The sequence below is a fragment of the Streptomyces sp. NPDC001880 genome, assembly GCF_053594575.1.
Window position 1 is genome coordinate 44,378 of the sequence record NZ_JBSFET010000023.1, and the last position, 19,035, is coordinate 63,412.

At 71.5% G+C, this 19,035-nt stretch carries 18 protein-coding genes and 1 pseudogene; 13 read left to right on the forward strand and 6 right to left on the reverse strand.

Features of this window, described 5'->3' with window-relative positions; genetic code table 11:
• Positions 1 to 77: 77 nt before the first annotated feature.
• From ACWCQ6_RS15935 to ACWCQ6_RS15950, 4 genes are all read left to right on the forward strand, one after another.
• Positions 78 to 1,280 carry an acetyl-CoA C-acetyltransferase gene (locus tag ACWCQ6_RS15935; RefSeq protein ID WP_451089505.1) on the forward strand — a complete coding sequence of 401 codons (1,203 nt, stop codon included), beginning with the start codon at positions 78 to 80 and terminating at the stop codon, positions 1,278 to 1,280.
• Between the two features lie 61 nt (positions 1,281 to 1,341).
• A complete protein-coding gene (gene meaB / locus ACWCQ6_RS15940; RefSeq protein ID WP_451089507.1) occupies positions 1,342 to 2,301 on the forward strand; it encodes a methylmalonyl Co-A mutase-associated GTPase MeaB in 960 nt (319 codons plus the stop codon).
• A gap of 182 nt (positions 2,302 to 2,483) precedes the next feature.
• A complete protein-coding gene (locus ACWCQ6_RS15945; protein WP_451089509.1) occupies positions 2,484 to 4,979 on the forward strand; it encodes a protein kinase domain-containing protein in 2,496 nt (831 codons plus the stop codon).
• A 35-nt stretch (positions 4,980 to 5,014) separates the two neighbouring features.
• On the forward strand, positions 5,015 to 7,309 hold the full coding sequence (locus tag ACWCQ6_RS15950) for a protein kinase domain-containing protein (protein ID WP_451089511.1): 2,295 nt from the start codon (positions 5,015 to 5,017) through the stop codon (positions 7,307 to 7,309).
• Between the two features lie 6 nt (positions 7,310 to 7,315).
• Here the strand turns inward: ACWCQ6_RS15950 and ACWCQ6_RS15955 are convergent, their stop codons facing one another.
• Positions 7,316 to 7,897 carry a PepSY domain-containing protein gene (locus tag ACWCQ6_RS15955; protein WP_451089513.1) on the reverse strand — a complete coding sequence of 194 codons (582 nt, stop codon included), beginning with the start codon at positions 7,895 to 7,897 and terminating at the stop codon, positions 7,316 to 7,318.
• A gap of 118 nt (positions 7,898 to 8,015) precedes the next feature.
• Between ACWCQ6_RS15955 and ACWCQ6_RS15960 the strand changes: the two genes are divergently transcribed.
• Positions 8,016 to 8,678 (forward strand): response regulator transcription factor, encoded by a 663-nt coding sequence (locus ACWCQ6_RS15960; protein WP_451089515.1) that lies wholly within the window; start codon positions 8,016 to 8,018, stop codon positions 8,676 to 8,678.
• A complete protein-coding gene (locus ACWCQ6_RS15965; protein WP_451089517.1) occupies positions 8,675 to 10,150 on the forward strand; it encodes an ATP-binding protein in 1,476 nt (491 codons plus the stop codon). The genes ACWCQ6_RS15960 and ACWCQ6_RS15965 overlap by 4 nt, the downstream gene beginning before the upstream one ends.
• Before the next feature lie 18 nt (positions 10,151 to 10,168).
• Here the strand turns inward: ACWCQ6_RS15965 and ACWCQ6_RS15970 are convergent, their stop codons facing one another.
• The 4 genes from ACWCQ6_RS15970 to ACWCQ6_RS15985 all read right to left on the reverse strand — a co-directional run bounded on the left by ACWCQ6_RS15970 (position 10,169) and on the right by ACWCQ6_RS15985 (position 12,820).
• Positions 10,169 to 10,645, reverse strand: coding sequence for a MarR family winged helix-turn-helix transcriptional regulator (locus tag ACWCQ6_RS15970; RefSeq protein WP_451089519.1), 477 nt, complete (start codon positions 10,643 to 10,645; stop codon positions 10,169 to 10,171).
• 125 nt (positions 10,646 to 10,770) lie between these two features.
• Entirely contained in the window at positions 10,771 to 11,535 is a 765-nt protein-coding gene (locus ACWCQ6_RS15975) for an AIM24 family protein (protein ID WP_451089521.1), read from the reverse strand.
• Entirely contained in the window at positions 11,532 to 12,182 is a 651-nt protein-coding gene (locus tag ACWCQ6_RS15980) for an AIM24 family protein (protein ID WP_451089523.1), read from the reverse strand. The genes ACWCQ6_RS15975 and ACWCQ6_RS15980 overlap by 4 nt, the downstream gene beginning before the upstream one ends.
• A complete protein-coding gene (locus tag ACWCQ6_RS15985; protein WP_451089525.1) occupies positions 12,182 to 12,820 on the reverse strand; it encodes an AIM24 family protein in 639 nt (212 codons plus the stop codon). The genes ACWCQ6_RS15980 and ACWCQ6_RS15985 overlap by 1 nt, the downstream gene beginning before the upstream one ends.
• 229 nt (positions 12,821 to 13,049) lie before the next feature.
• Here ACWCQ6_RS15985 and ACWCQ6_RS15990 point away from each other — a divergent pair, with 229 nt between their 5' ends.
• The 6 genes and pseudogenes from ACWCQ6_RS15990 to ACWCQ6_RS16015 all read left to right on the forward strand — a co-directional run bounded on the left by ACWCQ6_RS15990 (position 13,050) and on the right by ACWCQ6_RS16015 (position 16,685).
• A complete protein-coding gene (locus ACWCQ6_RS15990; RefSeq protein ID WP_451089527.1) occupies positions 13,050 to 13,400 on the forward strand; it encodes a DUF3817 domain-containing protein in 351 nt (116 codons plus the stop codon).
• Positions 13,397 to 13,690, forward strand: coding sequence for an MTH1187 family thiamine-binding protein (locus tag ACWCQ6_RS15995; RefSeq protein WP_030971479.1), 294 nt, complete (start codon positions 13,397 to 13,399; stop codon positions 13,688 to 13,690). The genes ACWCQ6_RS15990 and ACWCQ6_RS15995 overlap by 4 nt, the downstream gene beginning before the upstream one ends.
• Before the next feature lie 72 nt (positions 13,691 to 13,762).
• Positions 13,763 to 13,945, forward strand: a pseudogene (locus ACWCQ6_RS16000) (MFS transporter); the annotation flags it as partial.
• A 10-nt stretch (positions 13,946 to 13,955) separates the two neighbouring features.
• Positions 13,956 to 14,465, forward strand: coding sequence for a MarR family winged helix-turn-helix transcriptional regulator (locus tag ACWCQ6_RS16005; protein ID WP_451089529.1), 510 nt, complete (start codon positions 13,956 to 13,958; stop codon positions 14,463 to 14,465).
• An 85-nt stretch (positions 14,466 to 14,550) separates the two neighbouring features.
• A complete protein-coding gene (locus tag ACWCQ6_RS16010) occupies positions 14,551 to 14,883 on the forward strand; it encodes a DUF3817 domain-containing protein (RefSeq protein ID WP_451089531.1) in 333 nt (110 codons plus the stop codon).
• A gap of 101 nt (positions 14,884 to 14,984) precedes the next feature.
• Positions 14,985 to 16,685 (forward strand): acyl-CoA mutase large subunit family protein, encoded by a 1,701-nt coding sequence (locus tag ACWCQ6_RS16015; RefSeq protein WP_451089533.1) that lies wholly within the window; start codon positions 14,985 to 14,987, stop codon positions 16,683 to 16,685.
• On the opposite strand, the gene ACWCQ6_RS16020 is transcribed toward ACWCQ6_RS16015, so the two are convergent.
• Complete coding sequence (locus ACWCQ6_RS16020; protein WP_451089535.1) at positions 16,661 to 17,338, reverse strand: TetR/AcrR family transcriptional regulator; 678 nt, start codon at positions 17,336 to 17,338, stop codon at positions 16,661 to 16,663. The genes ACWCQ6_RS16015 and ACWCQ6_RS16020 overlap by 25 nt on opposite strands.
• A gap of 317 nt (positions 17,339 to 17,655) precedes the next feature.
• Between ACWCQ6_RS16020 and ACWCQ6_RS16025 the strand changes: the two genes are divergently transcribed.
• Positions 17,656 to 18,627 carry a tetratricopeptide repeat protein gene (locus tag ACWCQ6_RS16025; protein ID WP_451089537.1) on the forward strand — a complete coding sequence of 324 codons (972 nt, stop codon included), beginning with the start codon at positions 17,656 to 17,658 and terminating at the stop codon, positions 18,625 to 18,627.
• Positions 18,628 to 19,035 lie beyond the last annotated feature (408 nt).

The following is a 19,035-nucleotide window of genomic DNA, read 5'->3' on the forward strand; positions in this document are numbered from 1 at the left end:
CCGGATGACGGGTGACGTACCGCGTCAGTACATTCAAGTAAACCCTCGTTCACTCCTCATCCCAAGGGGCGCCCCTCATGTCTGGAACGACCGGTACCACCTCAGTGATCGTCGCGGGCGCGCGTACGCCCATGGGCCGTCTCCTCGGCTCGCTGAAGAGCTTCTCCGGCGCCGACCTCGGCGGCATCGCCATCAAGGCCGCGCTGGACCGGGCCGGCATCGGCGGCGACCAGGTCGAGTACGTGATCATGGGCCAGGTGCTCCAGGCCGGTGGGGGCCAGATGCCGGCGCGCCAGGCCGCCGTCAAGGCGGGCATCCCGATGAACGTTCCCGCGCTCACCGTGAACAAGGTGTGTCTGTCCGGGCTCGACGCGATCGCCCTCGCCGACCAGCTGATCCGTGCGGGTGAGTTCGACGTCGTCGTCGCCGGCGGCCAGGAGTCCATGACCAATGCCCCGCACCTGCTCCCCAAGTCCCGCGAGGGCCACAAGTACGGCGCGATCGAGATGCTCGACTCCATGGCGTACGACGGTCTGACCGACGCCTACGAAAACATCCCGATGGGCGAGTCCACCGAGAAGCACAACTCCCGTCTCGGGCTGAGCCGCGCCGACCAGGACGAGATCGGCGCCCTCTCGCACCAGCGCGCCGCCGCGGCCCAGAAGAACGGCCTCTTCGAGGCCGAGATCACCCCGGTCGAGATCCCGCAGCGCAAGGGCGACCCGGTCCTCTTCGCCAAGGACGAGGGCATCCGCCCGGAGACGACCGTGGAGTCCCTCGGCAAGCTGCGCCCCGCGTTCACCAAGGACGGCACGATCACCGCGGGCACCTCCTCGCAGATCTCCGACGGCGCGGCCGCGGTCGTCGTCATGAGCAGGGCCAAGGCCGAGGAACTGGGCCTGGACTGGATCGCCGAGATCGGCGCCCACGGCAATGTGGCGGGTCCGGACAACTCGCTCCAGTCGCAGCCGTCCAACGCCATCAAGCACGCCCTCAAGAAGGAGGGCCTGGAGGTGGCGGACCTCGACCTCATCGAGATCAACGAGGCCTTCGCCGCGGTCGCCGTCCAGTCGATGAAGGACCTCGGCGTCACCTCGGAGAAGGTGAACGTCAACGGCGGCGCCATCGCGCTGGGCCACCCCATCGGCATGTCCGGCGCCCGCGTGGTGCTGCACCTGGCGCTGGAGCTGAAGCGGCGCGGCGGCGGCACCGGCGCGGCGGCGCTGTGCGGCGGTGGCGGCCAGGGCGACGCGCTGATCATCCGGGTCCCGGGCAAGTAGTACGTTCCGGGCCAGTGGTACGCGGTACACGTAGAGCACGCAGCGAGTGAACGGAGCGGTGATGGTGGACGTCCCCACCCTGGTCGAGCAGGCACGTGCGGGCCGGCCGCGGGCCGTGGCCCGGCTCATCTCCCTGGTGGAGGGGGCGTCGCCGCAGCTGCGCGAGGTGATGGCGGCCCTGGCGCCGCTGACGGGCAACGCGTACGTCGTCGGCCTGACCGGCTCGCCCGGTGTCGGCAAGTCGACATCGACGTCGGCGCTGGTCTCGGCGTACCGGCGGGCGGGCAAGCGGGTCGGCGTCCTGGCCGTCGACCCCTCCTCGCCCTTCTCCGGCGGGGCGCTCCTCGGCGACCGGGTCCGGATGTCGGAGCACGCCTCCGACCCGGGCGTCTACATCCGCTCCATGGCCACCCGCGGCCATCTGGGCGGTCTCGCCTGGTCGGCACCGCAGGCGATCCGGGTGCTGGACGCGGCGGGCTGCGAGGTGATCCTCGTGGAGACGGTCGGCGTCGGTCAGTCGGAGGTGGAGATCGCCTCCCAGGCCGACACCTCCGTCGTCCTGCTGGCACCCGGCATGGGCGACGGCATCCAGGCGGCGAAGGCCGGAATCCTGGAGATCGGCGACGTGTACGTCGTCAACAAGGCCGACCGGGACGGCGCGGACGCCACCGCGCGCGAGCTCAACCACATGCTGGGCCTGGGCGAATCAAGGGGCCCCGGCGACTGGCGGCCGCCGATCGTGAAGACGGTCGCCGCCCGGGGCGAGGGCATCGACGAGGTCGTCGAGGCGCTGGAGAAGCACCGGGCGTGGATGGAGGAGCACGGAGTGCTCGCCGAGCGGCGCACGGCGCGTGCGGCCCACGAGGTCGAGACCATCGCCGTGACACGGCTGCGCGAGCGCATCGGCGATCTGCACGGCGACCGCCACCTCGGTGCGCTCGCCGAGCGCATCGTGGCGGGCGGCCTCGACCCGTACGCGGCGGCGGACGAACTGGTGGCGGGACTCACCGGCGAGGAGTGATCCGAAAAGGACGGCCGGGCGGGTCCGGGAGCGGCGTGCGGGCCGCTTCCCGGACCCGCCCGGCCGTCTCTCCCGGCCGTCCCGTCCGGCGCTGCCGCGGATGACGTGTCCGTGGCAGGATTACCGCCGGACACGCGCGCGGGGTGTCCGCCGTTCATGCGTACCGACGGGGGGAGTGGCGCATGCTGGGGCCGCTGCGGGAGGACTCGCCGAGACGGATCGGTCCGTACGGGATACGGGCCAGGCTCGGCGCGGGCGGCATGGGGGAGGTCTTCCTCGGCGTCCGGGACGGCGGCGGCGAACCGGTCGCCGTCAAGACCGTCCGCCGCGACGTGGCCAAGGACCCCGGATTCCGCAGCCGCTTCCGCCGCGAGATCACCGTCGCCAGGTCCGTCGCCGGACCCCATCTCGCCCCGCTGCTCGACGGGGACGCCGACGCCGAGGTGCCCTGGCTCGCCACCGGATACGTGGCCGGGCCGAACCTGTCCGCCGCCGTCCGCCGGGCGGGCGCGATGAACGAGGCCGAGGCGCGGATGCTCGGCGCCGGACTCGCCCGCGCCCTGGCCGCCGTGCACGCGGCCGGGATCGTCCACCGCGACGTGAAGCCCGGCAATGTCATGCTCGCGGCGGACGGCCCCCGCCTGATCGACTTCGGGATCGCCCGCGACTCCGGCGCGACCCCGCTCACCACCACCAGCCGCATGGTCGGCAGCCCGTCCTTCATGTCCCCGGAGCACGTGGCGGGCAGCGGACGCGTCGTCCCCGCCTCGGACATCTTCTGCCTCGCCTCCGTGCTCTGCTACGCCGTCACCGGACGCGACCCCTTCGGCGACGGGCCGGTCGCCGCCGTGCTCTACCGGGTCAAGTACGTCGAGGCCGATCTCGACGACGTTCCGGACGCGCTGCGGGCCGTACTGGACCGCTGCCTGGTGGCCGACCCGGCCGCCCGCCCGGACGCCGCCGAACTCGCCGGGCTGCTCGACCCCGGCGCGGCGGACCGGTGGCCGGACCCGGTGGTGCAGCACATCGCCGAGCACGCGCGCGAACTGGCCCGGGTCGTCGCGCTGGGCGGCCCGCTGCTGCCGGGTTACACCCCGACCGAGGTGACCTCCGACAGCCGCCCCGCGCTCCATCAGCTGCCCACCCAGGGCCCCGCCCCCGTCCAGGCCCCGCCGGTCGCCTCCGACCCGCACAGCGCGCCCACCCAGGGCCCAGGTCTCGCCCCTGGCACCACCCAGGCCCCGCCGCCGCGCCGCTCCCGGCGCGCCCTGGCCGTCGCGCTCGCCGCGCTGATCGTGCTGGGCGCGGCGACAGGCGGAATCCTGGCCTGGCGCGACGGCCGGGGCACCCCCGGCCGGGCATCCCCCGGAGGAGGCCCGGCCCCGCACGCCAGGATCGTCGAGGGCGTCGACGAGAACGGCGGCCCGGACGCCTCGGGCACGGTTGCGTACGGCCGCGACGTCCGTCCGGCGGGGTGGAAGAAGTCCTGGAAGGGGAAGTTCACCGGGTCGCCGATCGGCTGCTCCACGGGCCGGGACGTGCTGGTCTGCCGGAAGGCGGACGGCACGTACGAGGCGTTGTCGGCGGCGGACGGGCACCGGATGTGGACGCTGGACACCGGGGAGACCTCGAAGGTGGCGGGCTGGGGGCCGACCGGCCAGTTCTTCATGCCGGCCGGCGCCACCCGCCCCACCGTCCACGACGACACCGTGCTGCTCGCCGCCGGTGACCGGCTGCAGTCGCTGGACGCCCGCACGGGGAAGGTCCGCTGGGAGACCCGGTCCGGCGGCGCGCACGGCCTGGAGAGCGCGCCCCTGGTCGTCGACGGTCTGGTCTTCGCCGCCACCACCTGGTCGGCGGAGGACGCCGAGCTCGCCGCGTACGACCTGAGGACCGGCACCCGGAAGTGGCACGAGCCGCTGGCCCCGAAGGATCTGGCAAAGGCCGAGCGGGGCAACTTCTGGCCGGTCGCCACCGACGGCGAGGTGGTGTACGCGATCGGCGAGGGCGGGCCGAAGGCGTACCGCCCGAAGGACGGCACGCTGCTGGGCACCGCGGGCGGCGACGGCACGGACCAGAGCTGCGGAGATCTCCGGCTGCGGGGGGCGTCCGCCTACTGCGCCACTTACACCTCCAACGGCAGCGATTCCGGCTTCGGCACCGACATGAGCGTGCTGCGGTTCGCGGCCGGGACGCTCAGGGCCCGGGGGAAGGTGCCGGTGGACTCCGCGCTCGTCGCCGAGGCGACGCCCACCGCGGTCGGCGACCGGGTGATGCTCCTGCGCCGGAGCAGCGAACACGAGCCGGACGTGCCCGAGGAGCTCGTCGTCGTCGGCCGCGACAACGGCCGGACCCTCGGCAGGTTCCCGCTCGCCGGAAAGGCGCAGGAGGGCATGAGCAACCCGGCCTCCGACGCGTTGATCGTCGCCGACACCGTGGTCTGGGCGGACAGCACGACGCTGTACACCGTCCCGATCCGCCCCGACGGCACGCCGGGGGCACTGGGCAGGACCCGCCTGGCCGGCGCCCCGGGCCCGAGCCGCACACCGCAATACGACATGGCCAACGGCATCGAGCTGGACAAGGAACTGAACGACCCGCAGGTGCTGCCGGTCGGCGGAGTCGTGCACGTCGTGTACGACGACGGCACCACGGTCTCCGTACCGCTGCCCGGATGAACGACGAAACGCTTGAGGCTTGAGGGGACCGCGCAGTGATCGAGCCGCTTCCACCCGGCAGAGCCCGGCTGATCGGCCCGTACCAGCTTCTCGGGCTGCTCGGCGCGGGCGGCATGGGCGAGGTGTATCTGGCCCGTCCCGCCGGTGCGCCGGACCCGCTCGCCGGGCTGGTCGCGCTGAAGACCGTGCGCGCCGATCTCGACCTCGACGACGGCTTCCGGATCCGCTTCCGGCGCGAGATCGACGCGGCCGGCGCCGTACGCAGCCCGCACACCGCATCCCTCGTAGGCGGCGACGCGAGCGGCCGGCTGCCCTGGCTGGCGACCGAGTACGTCCCCGGCCCCTCGCTCGCCGAGGCGGTGATCCGCGGCGGGCCGCTGCCCGAGCCGGTGGTGCGCGAGATGGGCGCCGGTCTCGCCCGCGCCCTCGCCGACATGCACGCCGTACGCGTACTCCACCGCGACCTCAAGCCGGGCAATGTGCTGCTCGGCGCCGACGGGCCGAAGGTGATCGACTTCGGGATCGCCCAGGCCTTCGACGCCACCCAGCTCACCCGGACCGGGGTGGTCGTGGGCAGCCCCGGCTACATCTCGCCCGAGCACGTCAACGGCTCACGGGCGCTCGTACCCGCGTCGGACGTCTTCTGTCTCGGCGCGGTGCTCGCCTTCGCGGCGACCGGACGGGGCCCGTTCGACGATTCCGACATGGCCGCCGTGATCTTCCGGATCGCCCAGGGCGAGGCCGAACTCTCCGGCGTACCCCCGCGGCTGCGCGTGGTCATCGAGCAGTGCCTGCGCAGCGAGGCCGAGGCCCGGCCGACGCCCCGGCAACTGGCCGAGCTGCTGCTGCCGGCCCCTGTGCCCCGAGGAGCCTTCCCCTGGACGGAAGCGGTACGGGGGCAGCTCGCCGCGCACGCGGCGGGTGCACGCGCCGTCGCGGAGGCGGCCGCGACGTCCGCCGCGGTACCGCCGGCCCCGCCCGCCGCCCCGCACCCCGGCGGGCCCGCCCTCGCCCCGACGCCCGTCGTGCCGGTGGCCGTACCGGGGGACCGGCGGGGTGACAAGGGGCTGTGGATCGCGTTGGCGGCAACGGCCACGGCGGTGTGCGTGGTGCTGGGCGCGGTGCTGCTGCCGGGGCTCTTCGAGGGCGACGGCGGAGGCGACGACAACGCGGGCGGTGGCGCGCAGCCGACCGCATCCGCTTCGGGCGCCGCGCGGACCGAGGCCGGGCCCGCCGTCATTCCGGGCGCGGACGCGGGGCACACCGGGGACTTCGGAGCGGCCGCCACCGATGTCTCCAGGAAGCCGGCGGGCTGGAAGGCCTGGCAGGCCAAGATCGAGAACGGGCCGGTGGAGTGTGTACTGGCGGACACGTCCCTGGTCTGCGGCGGCCCGCGGCACATCACCGTGCTGGACGCCGCGGACGGCGAACAGCGCTGGCGGACCGAGCCGGGCCGGGCGGACAGCGGACCGGCCTCGGTGGCCGCCGTCATCGGCACCACCGTCTACGCCTTCCAGGACGGTGCCCTGGTGGCGCTCGGCCTGGACGACGGTGCGCGGAAGTGGCGGGAGCCGCTGCCCGAAGGGACCGGGGTGACCGACTCCGTCCAGTCGGACGGAGTGCTGTACTACGCCACGAAGGCCACTGGCACGGGTGCGGCCCGGATCCTCGCCCACCAGCTCACCGGCGAGCAGTCCCGCAAGTGGGACAAGCCGTGGGACGACCCGGCGGCCGAAGCGGAACTCTCCTTCGCGGACGGCCGGCTCGTCGCGGTCGGAGACGGCGTCACCGTCCTCAAGGGCGCGGACGGCGCACGGCTGGCAGCCATCGGTGCCGGTGACATCACCTGCCGTACGCCGGTCCTGAAGGGCGAGGAACTGCTCTGCGCGGGTTCGAACGGCCTGACGGTCGTCGACGTGACGGCCCCGCAGAACCGCCGCACGCTCGCCGACGGCGTGGACATCGCCTACCGGCCCGTCGTGTCACACGACGGCAAGGTCGTCGTGAGCGGCCGGACGCGGGTGTACGCGTTCGGCCTGGCCGACGGGAAGCAGTACTGGGCGTCGTACGACGGTGGCGAGGCGCTGGGCGACGGGGGCGGGCTGGCCGTGGCCGGTGACAAGGCCGTTGTCGTGGAAGAGAACGGGATCGTCGCGTTCGCCATGGCCTCCATGGGAGAGGCGGAAGACGCGGGCTCGCGCCTCCCCTCGAAGTGGCCCGGCGGGGAGGGCGCCCGGCACGACCCGGCATCGATCTCGTACATTGCCCGGGGCGACGCGATGTTCCTGGGCTTCGACGACGGGACGGTCATCTCCGTCTACACGCCCTGAGCGCTACTAGTCGTCGTCCCCGTCGTCCGGCCGGTCCGCCGTCACCGTGCCCGTGCCCGCGTCGACGTTCAGCTCGTGCTGCTTGCCGTCCTTGCCCCGGACGTCGACCTCCCAGTGCGTCGCGCCGCCGCTGCCGTTGTCGTGGTCCTCCAGGTCGACCGACGTCACGGTCCCGGGGCTCGCCTTCAGCGCGGCGTCGACCGCCGCGTCCAGCGACACCGGGGCCGAACGGGGTGCGTGCCGGTCGCGGTCGTCGTCATCGTCGGAGACGTGCTTGCCGAGCACCTTGCCGTTGCCCGCGTCCACCGTCACGTCGTGCCAGGACTTGTCGGAGCCGTACACGTCGAGCTCCCAGACGAGCCCGCCGTCCTCGTCGTCCAGCTCGGCCTCGGTGACCGTGCCCGGGACGGCCTTGACGGCGGCCGCGACCGCTTCCGCCACGTCGACCTGGGCGGTGTCACCGCGCTGCACACTGGACCGGGTCTCGCTGTCGTGGCTGTCGTCGTCCGCGACGGCGACAGCCGTGGCGGCCCCGCCGCCGGCGAGCACGGCTGCGGTGACGGCGGCGATGACGATCTTGCGCTTCATGAGGGTTCCTCCCCGATCGGGCGGCCGGTTCGACGAGGACCACATTGCCGGGGTGATGCTGAACGCAGCCTGAAGCCACCTGAAGGCGTCTTCAGATTCGGTTTGCGACCCTGTGTACATGCGCCTGTTGATCGTGGAGGACGAGAAGCGGCTCGCGACGGCCCTGGCTGCGGGGCTCACCGCCGAGGGCTTCGCCGTGGACGTGGTCCACGACGGACTCGAAGGGCTGCACCGGGCCGCCGAGGGCGTGTACGACCTCGTCGTCCTCGACATCATGCTGCCAGGGATGAACGGCTACCGCGTCTGCGCCGCCCTGCGCGCCGCCGGACACGAGATGCCGATCCTGATGCTGACGGCGAAGGACGGGGAGTACGACGAGGCGGAAGGCCTCGACACCGGCGCCGACGACTACCTGACCAAGCCCTTCTCGTACGTCGTGCTGGTGGCGAGGATCCGGGCGCTGCTGCGGCGCCGGGGCGGCGGCTCCGGTTCGCCGGTGGTCACCGTCGGTGCCCTGCGCATGGACACCGCCGCCCGCCGCGTCCACCTCGGCGAAGCCGAAATCACCCTCACGTCCAAGGAGTTCGCGGTGCTGGAGCAGCTCGCGCTGCGGTCCGGACAGGTGGTGAGCAAGGCGGACATCCTCGAACACGTCTGGGACTTCGCCTACGACGGCGACCCGAACATCGTCGAGGTGTACGTGAGCGCGCTGCGCCGCAAGCTCGGCGCGGCCGCCATCCGCACGGTGCGCGGCGCCGGATACCGGCTGGAGGCGCTGTGAGATCGGTACGGGCCAGGGCCGCGCTCGGCGCCACCGTGGTGGTCGCCGTCGCGCTGATCGGCGCCGGGCTCTCCGTGCTCCTCGTCCTGCGCGCCAACCTCACCGACCAGGCGGGGCTGCAGGCCGAGGTGGTGGCCCGGGAAGTGGCCGGGCAGCTGGCCCTCGGCGTGCCGTACGACCGGCTGGAGATGCACGACGAGGAGGACCATCCGGTCCAGGTGACCGACGAGGACGGCCGGGTGGTCGCCGTCTCCAAGGACCTCCAGGCGATCTCCGGCACCGGCTCCGACCGGGTCACACCGGTCCCGTCACCGACCGCCGGGGAGTCCGGCGGGAGCGGAGACGACAACGGGGGTGACGACGCAAGCGATGACGACGACGATCACAGCACCCCCGCCCCCGGCCGCGGTGAAGTCGACTCCGACGAACCGGACTTCGGCAACGGCACCGCCACCGTCGACGGCGAGACGGCCGACTACCGTTTCGCGTCCGTTCAGGCGACGACCCCCGCCGGGGTGACCCTGACCGTCCACGCGGGCGCCCCGCTGGCCGCCGAGCAGGAGGCCGTGGGCACGGTGCGCGGCGCGATGCTGATCGGGCTGCCGGTACTGCTGCTCGTCGTCGCCGGAGTGACCTGGCTGGTGACCCGGCGGGCGCTGCGCCCGGTCGAGGGCATCCGGCGAGAGATGGCCGCGATCACCGCCTCCGAGGATCTGAGCCGACGGGTGCCGGAGCCCGGCTCGCGCGACGAGATCGCCCGGCTGGCCCGTACGACCAATGAGACGCTCACCGCTCTGGAGGCCTCCGTGGAGCGGCAGCGGCGGTTCGTCGCGGACGCCTCGCACGAACTGCGCAGCCCGATCGCCTCGCTGCGCACCCAGCTGGAGGTGGGCGCGGCCCACCCGGAACTGCTCGACGTGCCGGGCGCGGTCGCCGACACCGTACGCCTCCAGGCGCTGGCCGCCGATCTCCTGCTGCTGGCCAGGCTGGACGCGGGGGAGCGGCCGGGCCTCGCGGCGCTGGACCTGGGCGCGCTGGTCCGTGAGGAGGTCTCGCAGCGCACCGGGGACCGGATCGCGGTGACGGTCTCGGTACCGGACTCCGGGGCGGAGTCGGGGCGGTTCGAAGTGGCCGGTTCGCGCGGTCAGTTGGCGCGGGTGATCGGCAATCTGCTGGACAACGCCGAGCGCCATGCGCGCAGCACGGTGACGGTCTCGGTGCGCGCGGCGGAACGGGGCGGTGTGGTCGTCGCCGTCAGCGACGACGGGGCGGGAGTGCCGCCGAAGGAGCGTGAGCGGATCTTCGAGCGCTTCGTACGGCTCGACGACGCCCGCACCCGGGACGACGGCGGCGCGGGCCTGGGCCTGGCCATCGCCCGGGACGTGGCCGTCCGGCACGGCGGGCGGCTGACGGTGGACGGTGCGCGGGAGGGCGGCGCCCGGTTCGAGCTCTGGCTGCCCGGAGCCCGCTGAACGCCGCCCGGTGCCGGGTCACACCTTGCCGCGTCGTCCCCGGAGGTGTTCCGCGACCGGAGTCAGTGCCGCGTGCAGGTTCGCCAGGGCCTCCGGTGTCAGCAGGTCGATGAAGTGCTTGCGGACCGAGGCCACATGGTGCGGTGCCACCCTGCGCATCGTCTCCGCGCCGTCCTCGGTGAGGACCGCGTACAGACCGCGCCGGTCGGACTCGCAGTTCTCCCGGCGGACCAGGCCCGCGGTCTCCATGCGGGTGATCTGGTGCGAGAGCCTGCTCTTGGACTGCAGCGTCGCGGCGGCGAGGTCGCTCATCCGCATGCGCTGGTCGTCCGACTCCGAGAGGTTGACCAGGATCTCGTAGTCGTTGTTGGTCAGGCCGAACGGCTGGAGATCCTTCTCCAGCTGGTGCATCAGCAGCCTGCTGACGTCCAGGTGGGTGCGCCAGGCGCACTGCTCCGCGTCGTTCAGCCAGCGAGTGGCCGTCTCGGTCTCCATATTTGGATTCTACCTAAGAAGTTGAAAGCCGGACGAAGTGAGGGGGCGTGACGGTCGGCACCCGTCCGCAGAGGGGTCCGGGAGCGGGGTGCGGACGTTCGGCGTCACATTCCGCAGAGTACCGGTCACAAACCGAAGCGACGCTGGAGGTCCCCGAGCTGACCGGGCATGCGGGGTGTGGCGCCAGGTTGACTCCCGCCACCCGGGACCCCGGCCTGACCCGGCACCGCACCCGTCGGCTGTTCGGCCATCAGGATCTCCGTCGACTGGAGCAGCACCGTGCCCGCGCCGACGAACTCGAACTGGTGCTCCTCGCCCGAGGTGCCCCCGAGGCCCGTCAGCGACCGCAGCCCGCCCAGTACGCCCGTCATGTAGCCGTGGTCGTAGTGGTGGCACGGCGAGGGGCAGTCCGCCCAGCCCACCAGGGCCTGCGGGTCGACCCGCAGCGGCGGCTCCATGAAGACCACCGGGCCGTTGGAGGCGGCCACGAACTTCCCCGTACCGATCAGGGTCACAAACCCCGGCACGATCGACTGCTTGAGTGCCAGCGACGGCTGGTACGCGAGGAGATTGCCCGACCGGATCGTCAGATTCCCGTCGTCCAGGTCGTAGGAGTTCACGTCGAAGGCCCGGTCCGCGAGCAGCATCTTGCCGCTGCCCTCGGCCACCACCCAGTCGCTCGTGTGCAGCGGCGAGTGGAAGCTCGTACGGAGCAGCCGCTCGAAGCGGCCGTGACCGATGCCGTTGAAATCGATCCGCCCGTAGTAGGCGACCATCTTGCCCTTCTGCAGGAACCACTGGCTCCCCTTGAGCTCCACGCAGAAGGTGTACGAATTGACGTTGTCGTCCGACGGCAGCGTCATCGGGTCGAAGACCACGGGTGTGCTCACAGCTTCTCCTCCGAGGCCTGGACGTACACCGCGCCGTTTCCGCTCAGCTCCAGCTGGAACGCCTCGCCGGAGCCGCGCCCCACCATGTCGCGCCAGCCGAGCGCGGTCGAGAGCTTGTTCCGTACGTCGCCGTGGTGCGCGACGTACGCCTGCGGGTCCACATGCACATCGCGGCCCGGGGTGATCGGCAGCTCGATCACCCCGCCGTGGGCCATCACCGCGACCGCGCCGTGACCCTTGAGTGTGGTGGTGAACAGGCCCTGCCCGGTCACCTGGCCGCGCACCATGCCCATCACGCCGCCCTGCGAGCCCATGAACATCGTGCCCTGCTGGAGCGTCCCGTCGAAGGCGAGCAGCCGGTCGGCCTCCACGTACAGGGTGTCGCCGGTCAGGTTGATCACCTGGATGTGGTGGCCGCCGTGGCCGAACATCACCGTTCCGCTGCCCTCGACCGTCATCAGCGGGGTCGCCTCGCCCGCCACCCGCCGGCCGATCATCGACATCACGCCGCCCTGGCCGCCCTGGATGCTCGGCGTGAACGACACCTCGCCGCGGTAGGCGAGCATCGCGCCCCGCTGGCTGTACATCTTCTGGCCGGGAACCACCGTCGCCTCGACCATCTTCGAGTTGATCTCGCGGAACGGCATCAGACATCGCCCCCGAGGGTGTTGCGCTCGCTCGGCTGGACGTAGACGACGCCCTCGCCCTCGAACCGGATCTGGAAGGACTCCCCGGAACCCTCGCCGATCAGCGTCCGGAAGTTCACCCCGGACTGGAAGTGCTGCTGGAGGTTGCCCTGGTGGGCGATGTAGGCGCCGGGATCGACGAACAGCGGGTACTGGGCCGAGACCCGCAGCGCCACCGCCGAGCCGTCCGACATGATCGCCACCTGGCCGGTGCCCTCGACCGTGGTGGTGAACAGGCCGTTGCCGCTCGCACCGCCGCGCAGGCCGGTGAAGGTGGTGCCGGTGCGCAGACCGGCGTCGGCGCACAGCAGATTGCTCGCCTCGACGTGGAGCTTGTCGCCATGCAGCGAGACGAGACTGATCTCGCTCGCGCGGTCCGCGAAGTAGCAGGTGCCCTGGCCGGTCACCTCCATCACGGACATCTGCTCGCCGGTCAGGCGCCGGGTCACCATGCCGCGCAGCCCGTCACCGCCACCGGTCGTCTTCTTGAACGTCATCCGGCCGTCGTAGGCGACCATCGAGCCGTTCTTCGCCTTGACGGCGTCGCCGGCCAGGTCGACGGCGAGCGTTCTGCTGCCTTGGAGTCGGAACTTTGCCACGGAGCGACGTTAACGGCAGACCCCCGGCCGGGACAGGGGCCGAAGGAGGATCCGGCCCCCTGAACCGCCCCTGATACGCATCCGGTACCGGATGTGTACGCAACCGGGACGTATCCCCGGCGGCGCACCGGCCCCCCGGCGCCGAGCGCAGCACACGGCGATGCCACAATGGGGCGGGCTTGTGCCTGTATTCACAAGCTGTCACCGTCCTCCCACCGAAGGTGCCCCCGTGGACATCAAGACCGCCACCGCCCTGCACCGGCTGCGCCTCATCTCGATTCCCGAGGCGATCTCCTTCCCCGCGCTGATCATCTTCGGCTCGGTCCTCAGCCGGGTCTCCGACATCGACTTCCTGATGATGCCGCTCGGCATCGTGCACGGCGTGCTCTTCGTGATCTACGCCGTCCTGCTGCTCGACGTCTGGTCCAAGACCAAGTGGCCGCTGAAGCGCGTGGCGTTCTTCTTCCTGCTCGCACTGGTGCCGTTCGGCGGTCTGTACGGCGACAAGCTGCTCAAGCGCTACGAGGCCGACGGCGTCATCGCCGCCCGCGCCCGCCGCGAAGGCGTGGTCAGCGCGTGATCGTCGCGTTCTCGGTCAGCCCGCTGGGAGTCGGCGAGGACGTCGGTGAGTACGTCGCCGACGCCGTCCGGGTCGTCCGCGAGTCCGGCCTGCCCAACCGCACGGACGCCATGTTCACCTCCATCGAAGGTGAATGGGACGAGGTCATGGACGTCGTCAAGCGGGCCGTCGCCGCCGTCGAGGCTCGCGCCGGACGCGTCTCCCTCGTACTGAAGGCCGACATCCGCCCCGGTGTCACCGACGGACTGACCTCCAAGGTCGAGACGGTCGAGCGGTACCTCGCGGACTGACGCCCCGCCCCGCGACGCCCCAGTGACGAGCCCCCGGCCGGGGGCTCGCCTCATTCCCGCCGGCCGTGCTCCGGCATGGCCCTCGCCGGGCTCGCCGCCGAGTTCCTCCCCGTGCACCAGGCGGTCGCCGGAGCCGGCGCGGTGGGCGCCCTGTGCGTGCTGCTGCTCGTCCTGGAGGTCCGGAGGACCGCCCCCGCCCACAGTATTCGGACCGAAGTTCGAGACAAGGCTGACCGGCATATGACCAGTGGGTAAGGTCGTTGCCGTGCCGAAGCCGCTCAGTCTCCCCTTCGATCCCATCGCCCGCGCCGACGAACTCTGGCAGCAGCGCTGGGGCCCCGTGCCCTCGATGGCGGCGATCACCTCGATCATGCGCGCCCAGCAGATCCTGCTCGCCGAAGTCGACGCGGTCGTCAAGCCGTACGGACTGACCTTCGCGCGGTACGAGGCGCTGGTGCTGCTCACCTTCTCCAAGGCCGGTGAGCTGCCGATGTCCAAGATCGGCGAGCGGCTCATGGTCCACCCCACCTCCGTCACCAACACCGTGGACCGGCTGGTGCGCTCCGGCCTGGTCGCCAAGCGCCCCAACCCCAACGACGGCCGCGGCACCCTCGCCTCCATCACCGAGAAGGGCCGCGAGGTCGTCGAGGCGGCGACCAAGGACCTGGTCGGCATGGAGTTCGGGCTCGGTGTGTACGACGCCGAGGAGTGCGCGGAGATCTTCGCCATGCTGCGCCCGCTGCGGATCGCCGCCCAGGATTTCGAAGAGGCGTAGCGGAAAAGGCGCGGGGCGTAGAACGGCGCTTCGAGAGCCCGGCCCGCTGCAAGATCGCCCCGGCCCTCCGGTTACGCTCGATGCCATGAAACGCAGTGTGCTGACCCGGTACCGGGTGATGGCCTACGTCACCGCCGTCATGTTGCTGGTGCTCTGCACCTGCATGGTCTTCAAGTACGGCTTCGACATGGGCAAGGATCTGACGCTCGTCGTCTCCCAGATCCACGGTGTGCTCTACATCATCTACCTGATCTTCGCCTTCGACCTCGGCTCCAAGGCGAAGTGGCCGATGGGCAAGCTGCTCTGGGTGCTGGTCTCCGGCACCATCCCGACGGCCGCGTTCTTCGTCGAGCGCAAGGTCGTCCGCGAGGTCGAGCCGCTGATCGTCGACGGCGCCCCCGCGACCGCCGAGGCCTGACCCGGCCGGACCCCGGTCCGCGCCGCCCGAACCGCCCCGTGCGAAAGCACCGGGCGGTTTGCCATCGACATTTACTAGGACGTCCTAGTAAATTCGATGGTATGGACGCTGACGCGATCGAGGAAGGCCGCCGACGCTGGCAGGCCCGTTACGACAAGGCCCGCAAGCGTGACGCGGACTTCACCACACTCTCCGGGGATCCGGTGGAGCCCGTGTACGGCCCCCGCCCCGGGGACACGTACGAGGGGTTCGAGCGGATCGGCTGGCCCGGCGAGTACCCCTTCACCCGGGGGCTCCACCCCACGGGCTACCGCGGCCGGACCTGGACCATCCGCCAGTTCGCCGGCTTCGGCAACGCCGAGCAGACCAATGAGCGCTACAAGATGATCCTCGCCGCGGGCGGCGGCGGGCTCAGCGTCGCCTTCGACATGCCGACGCTGATGGGCCGGGACTCCGACGACCCCCGTTCGCTCGGCGAGGTCGGGCACTGCGGCGTGGCCATCGACTCCGCCGCCGACATGGAGGTCCTCTTCAAGGACATCCCGCTCGGCGACGTCACGACGTCCATGACGATCAGCGGCCCGGCCGTGCCCGTTTTCTGCATGTACCTGGTCGCCGCCGAGCGCCAGGGAGTCGACCCGGGCGTGCTGAACGGCACGCTCCAGACCGACATCTTCAAGGAGTACATCGCGCAGAAGGAGTGGCTCTTCCAGCCCGAGCCCCATCTGCGCCTCATCGGCGACCTGATGGAGCACTGCGCCCGCGACATCCCCGCCTACAAGCCGCTCTCCGTCTCCGGCTACCACATCCGAGAAGCCGGGGCGACGGCCGCGCAGGAGCTCGCGTACACTCTCGCCGACGGCTTCGGTTACGTGGAGCTCGGCCTCTCCCGCGGTCTGGACGTCGACATCTTCGCGCCCGGCCTCTCCTTCTTCTTCGACGCGCACCTCGACTTCTTCGAGGAGATCGCCAAGTTCCGCGCGGCCCGCCGGATCTGGGCCCGCTGGATGAAGGAGACCTACGGGGCCAGGACCGACAAGGCGCAGTGGCTCCGCTTCCACACCCAGACCGCCGGTGTCTCGCTCACCGCCCAGCAGCCGTACAACAACGTCGTACGGACGGCGGTCGAAGCGCTCTCCGCGGTCCTCGGCGGCACCAACTCGCTGCACACCAACGCCCTCGACGAGACCCTCGCACTCCCCTCCGAGCAGGCCGCCGAGATTGCGCTGCGCACCCAGCAGGTGCTGATGGAGGAGACCGGTGTCGCCAACGTGGCCGACCCGCTGGGCGGTTCCTGGTACGTCGAGCAGCTGACCGACCGGATCGAGGCCGACGCCGAGAAGATCTTCGACCAGATCAAGGAGCGCGGAACCCGGGCCCACCCGGACGGGCAGCACCCCATCGGGCCCATCACCTCCGGCATCCTGCGCGGCATCGAGGACGGCTGGTTCACCGGCGAGATCGCCGAGTCCGCCTTCCGCTACCAGCAGGCGCTGGAGAAGGGCGACAAGCGGGTCGTCGGCGTCAACGTCCACCACGGCTCGGTCACCGGCGACCTGGAGATCCTGCGGGTCAGCCACGAGGTCGAGCGCGAGCAGGTCCGGGTGCTCGGCGCCCGCAAGGACGCCCGGGACGACACCCGGGTGAAGTCTGCGCTGGACGCGATGCTGGCCGCCGCCCGCGACGGCTCCAACATGATCGCGCCGATGCTCGACGCGGTGCGGGCCGAGGCGACCCTTGGTGAGATCTGCGGTGTCCTGCGCGAGGAGTGGGGCACCTACACGGAGCCGCCCGGCTTCTGACGGCAGGTCCTGGAAGGCGGCCCTTGGGCGTTGTCCGCCGTCTCCAGCCCCGCCAGCAGCAGTGCGGTGAAGCGCCGGGCCCAGTCGGCATCGACGGGCTCGGCGCTCACCAGTGCCCGGTGCACGACCGCGCCGGCGATCACATCGAAGATCAGATCGGCGGTCGCCGACGCCGCCTCCTCGTCCTTCTCGACGGGCAACTCCCCGCGCTCCTGGGCCCGTTGGCGGCCCTGGAGCACCAGCCGCTTCTGCCGGTCCACGATCGAGCCGCGGATCCGGGCGCGCAGCGCCTCGTCGCGCGTCGACTCCGCGACCACTGCCATCAGCGAGGTACGGGTCTCCGGTCGTTCCAGCAGCGCGGCGAACTGCAGCACCATCGCCTGCACATCGGCCGACAGGCTGCCCAGATCGGGCATCTCCAGCTCGTCGAAGAGAACCGCGACGGCGTCCACGACCAGCTCGTTCTTGCCCGCCCACCGCCGGTACAGGGTCGTCTTGGCGACCCCGGCCCGCGTCGCCACATCGCCCATCGTCAGCTTCGACCAGCCGAGGTCGACGAGGGAGGCTCTGGTCGCCTCCAGGATCGCTGCATCGGCCGCGGCACTGCGCGGCCGTCCCGTACGAAGGGGTTTGGGGTTGCCGCGGCTCAGCATGCCGTGACCATACCGGTCAGTAAGTAGAACGGACCGGCCCCGATCGCCGTGAGACAGATCACCGAACGCGCCTGTGCGCGAGGGGTGCCGGGCAGTTACGCTACGGGTCGTAGCGTAAGGACGACGGCCATGCCGTCGTGACGCCGCAACCGATTGACAGCCACAGGCACCGGGTGGGGACCCGGTGCCGGAACGGGTCTTTCAGGGGCCCTCGGACCGTGTCTGTCCGTGCACCCCGCACTCCGGCGGGGACGGCGGACGGGCGCGGTTTCCGTATCGCTTTCCGGATCGGTGCGCCGAGGGGGGAGGATGTACGTATGCAGCCTAGGAACATGTCCATGAGCGGCGTCGTCGACCTCGCCGCGGTGAAGGCGGCCGGCGAGGCCAAGGTGAAGGCGGAGCAGGCCCGTGCCGAGGCCGCCCGGCAGGGTGGCGGCGGTGCCGTACCGCCCTCCGCCCTGGTGATCGATGTCGATGAGGCGGGCTTCGAGAACGATGTCCTCCAGCGCTCCGCCGAGGTCCCGGTCGTCATCGACTTCTGGGCCGAGTGGTGCGAGCCGTGCAAGCAGCTGGGCCCGCTCCTGGAGCGCCTGGCCCTGGAGTACAAGGGCCGTTTCGTGCTGGCCAAGGTCGATGTCGACGCCAACCAGATGCTGATGCAGCAGTTCGGTATCCAGGGCATCCCGGCGGTCTTCGCCGTCGTCGCCGGGCAGGCCCTCCCGCTCTTCCAGGGCGCGGCCCCCGAGGCCCAGATCCGGCAGACGCTGGACCAGCTGATCCAGGTCGGCGAGGAGCGGTTCGGGCTCACCGGCATCGTGGTCGACCAGGACGCCGAGGGGGCCGAGCAGGCTCCGGCCGAGGCGCCCGCAGGGCCGTACGACGCCCTGCTCGAAGCAGCCGTCCGGGCGCTGGACGCCGACGACTTCGCCGGTGCCGTCCAGGCGTACCGGAACGTCCTGTCCGACGACCCGGCCAACACGGAGGCCAAGCTCGGCCTCGCCCAGGCCGAACTCCTCTCCCGCGTCAAGGACATGGACGCGCAGCGGGTCCGCGAGGACGCCGCCGCGAACCCGGCCGATGTCACCGCGCAGCTCGCCGCCGCCGATCTGGATCTGGTCGGCGGTCATGTCGAGGACGCCTTCGGCCGGCTCGTCGAGACGGTGCGGCGCAACTTCGGCGACGACCGGGACACCGCACGGGTGCGGCTGCTGGAACTGTTCGAGGTGATCGGCCCCGACGACCCGCGGGTCGTCGCCGCGCGTACGGCGCTGGCGCGGGTCTTGTTCTGATGTGACAAGCGGTCGCGGTGCCCTCCCGGGCAGCGCGGCCGTTTTCGCGAGCGGGCGATAAGAGACGCCCCTGCTTTACCAAATCTTGATAAAGCAGGGGCCTGTTACTCGCAGTAAATCACTCACCGGGATCTGTCCGTATTGGCGACCTGATCCTCCCTTTGTCCTTCGGGTCGGCGCCACCCTGTGTGGCCGGGTGGTATCAGCCGGTCGCGCATCGGTTATCGGGCCGTTACTAGCGAGTAACGAACCCCCTTGTGCCACGGGCGGGAATGCACCACGATCGGCCACGCTCGGTCCAATAACGCCAGCCCGGCTGCCAGTCGGCGCGGCGGCCCCGTTGGGTCCCCACCGAGTGGGCCGGCGGCAGTGGCGCCGGCTCCGGACAGGGGGGTTCCTGCCGTCCGG

What these genes read in the sequence shown, in the direction of transcription:
- ACWCQ6_RS15945 (WP_451089509.1), top strand. Translation starts at nt 2,484, where the DNA reads ATGCTGGGGCCGCTGCGGGAGGACTCGCCGAGACGGATCGGTCCGTAC.
- meaB (WP_451089507.1), top strand. Translation starts at nt 1,342, where the DNA reads ATGGTGGACGTCCCCACCCTGGTCGAGCAGGCACGTGCGGGCCGGCCG.
- ACWCQ6_RS15980 (WP_451089523.1), bottom strand. Translation starts at nt 12,182, where the DNA reads ATGCCGTTCCGCGAGATCAACTCGAAGATGGTCGAGGCGACGGTGGTT.
- ACWCQ6_RS16015 (WP_451089533.1), top strand. Translation starts at nt 14,985, where the DNA reads ATGGACGCTGACGCGATCGAGGAAGGCCGCCGACGCTGGCAGGCCCGT.
- ACWCQ6_RS16010 (WP_451089531.1), top strand. Translation starts at nt 14,551, where the DNA reads ATGAAACGCAGTGTGCTGACCCGGTACCGGGTGATGGCCTACGTCACC.
- ACWCQ6_RS16020 (WP_451089535.1), bottom strand. Translation starts at nt 17,338, where the DNA reads ATGCTGAGCCGCGGCAACCCCAAACCCCTTCGTACGGGACGGCCGCGC.
- ACWCQ6_RS15935 (WP_451089505.1), top strand. Translation starts at nt 78, where the DNA reads ATGTCTGGAACGACCGGTACCACCTCAGTGATCGTCGCGGGCGCGCGT.
- ACWCQ6_RS15955 (WP_451089513.1), bottom strand. Translation starts at nt 7,897, where the DNA reads ATGAAGCGCAAGATCGTCATCGCCGCCGTCACCGCAGCCGTGCTCGCC.
- ACWCQ6_RS15960 (WP_451089515.1), top strand. Translation starts at nt 8,016, where the DNA reads ATGCGCCTGTTGATCGTGGAGGACGAGAAGCGGCTCGCGACGGCCCTG.
- ACWCQ6_RS15970 (WP_451089519.1), bottom strand. Translation starts at nt 10,645, where the DNA reads ATGGAGACCGAGACGGCCACTCGCTGGCTGAACGACGCGGAGCAGTGC.
- ACWCQ6_RS16025 (WP_451089537.1), top strand. Translation starts at nt 17,656, where the DNA reads ATGCAGCCTAGGAACATGTCCATGAGCGGCGTCGTCGACCTCGCCGCG.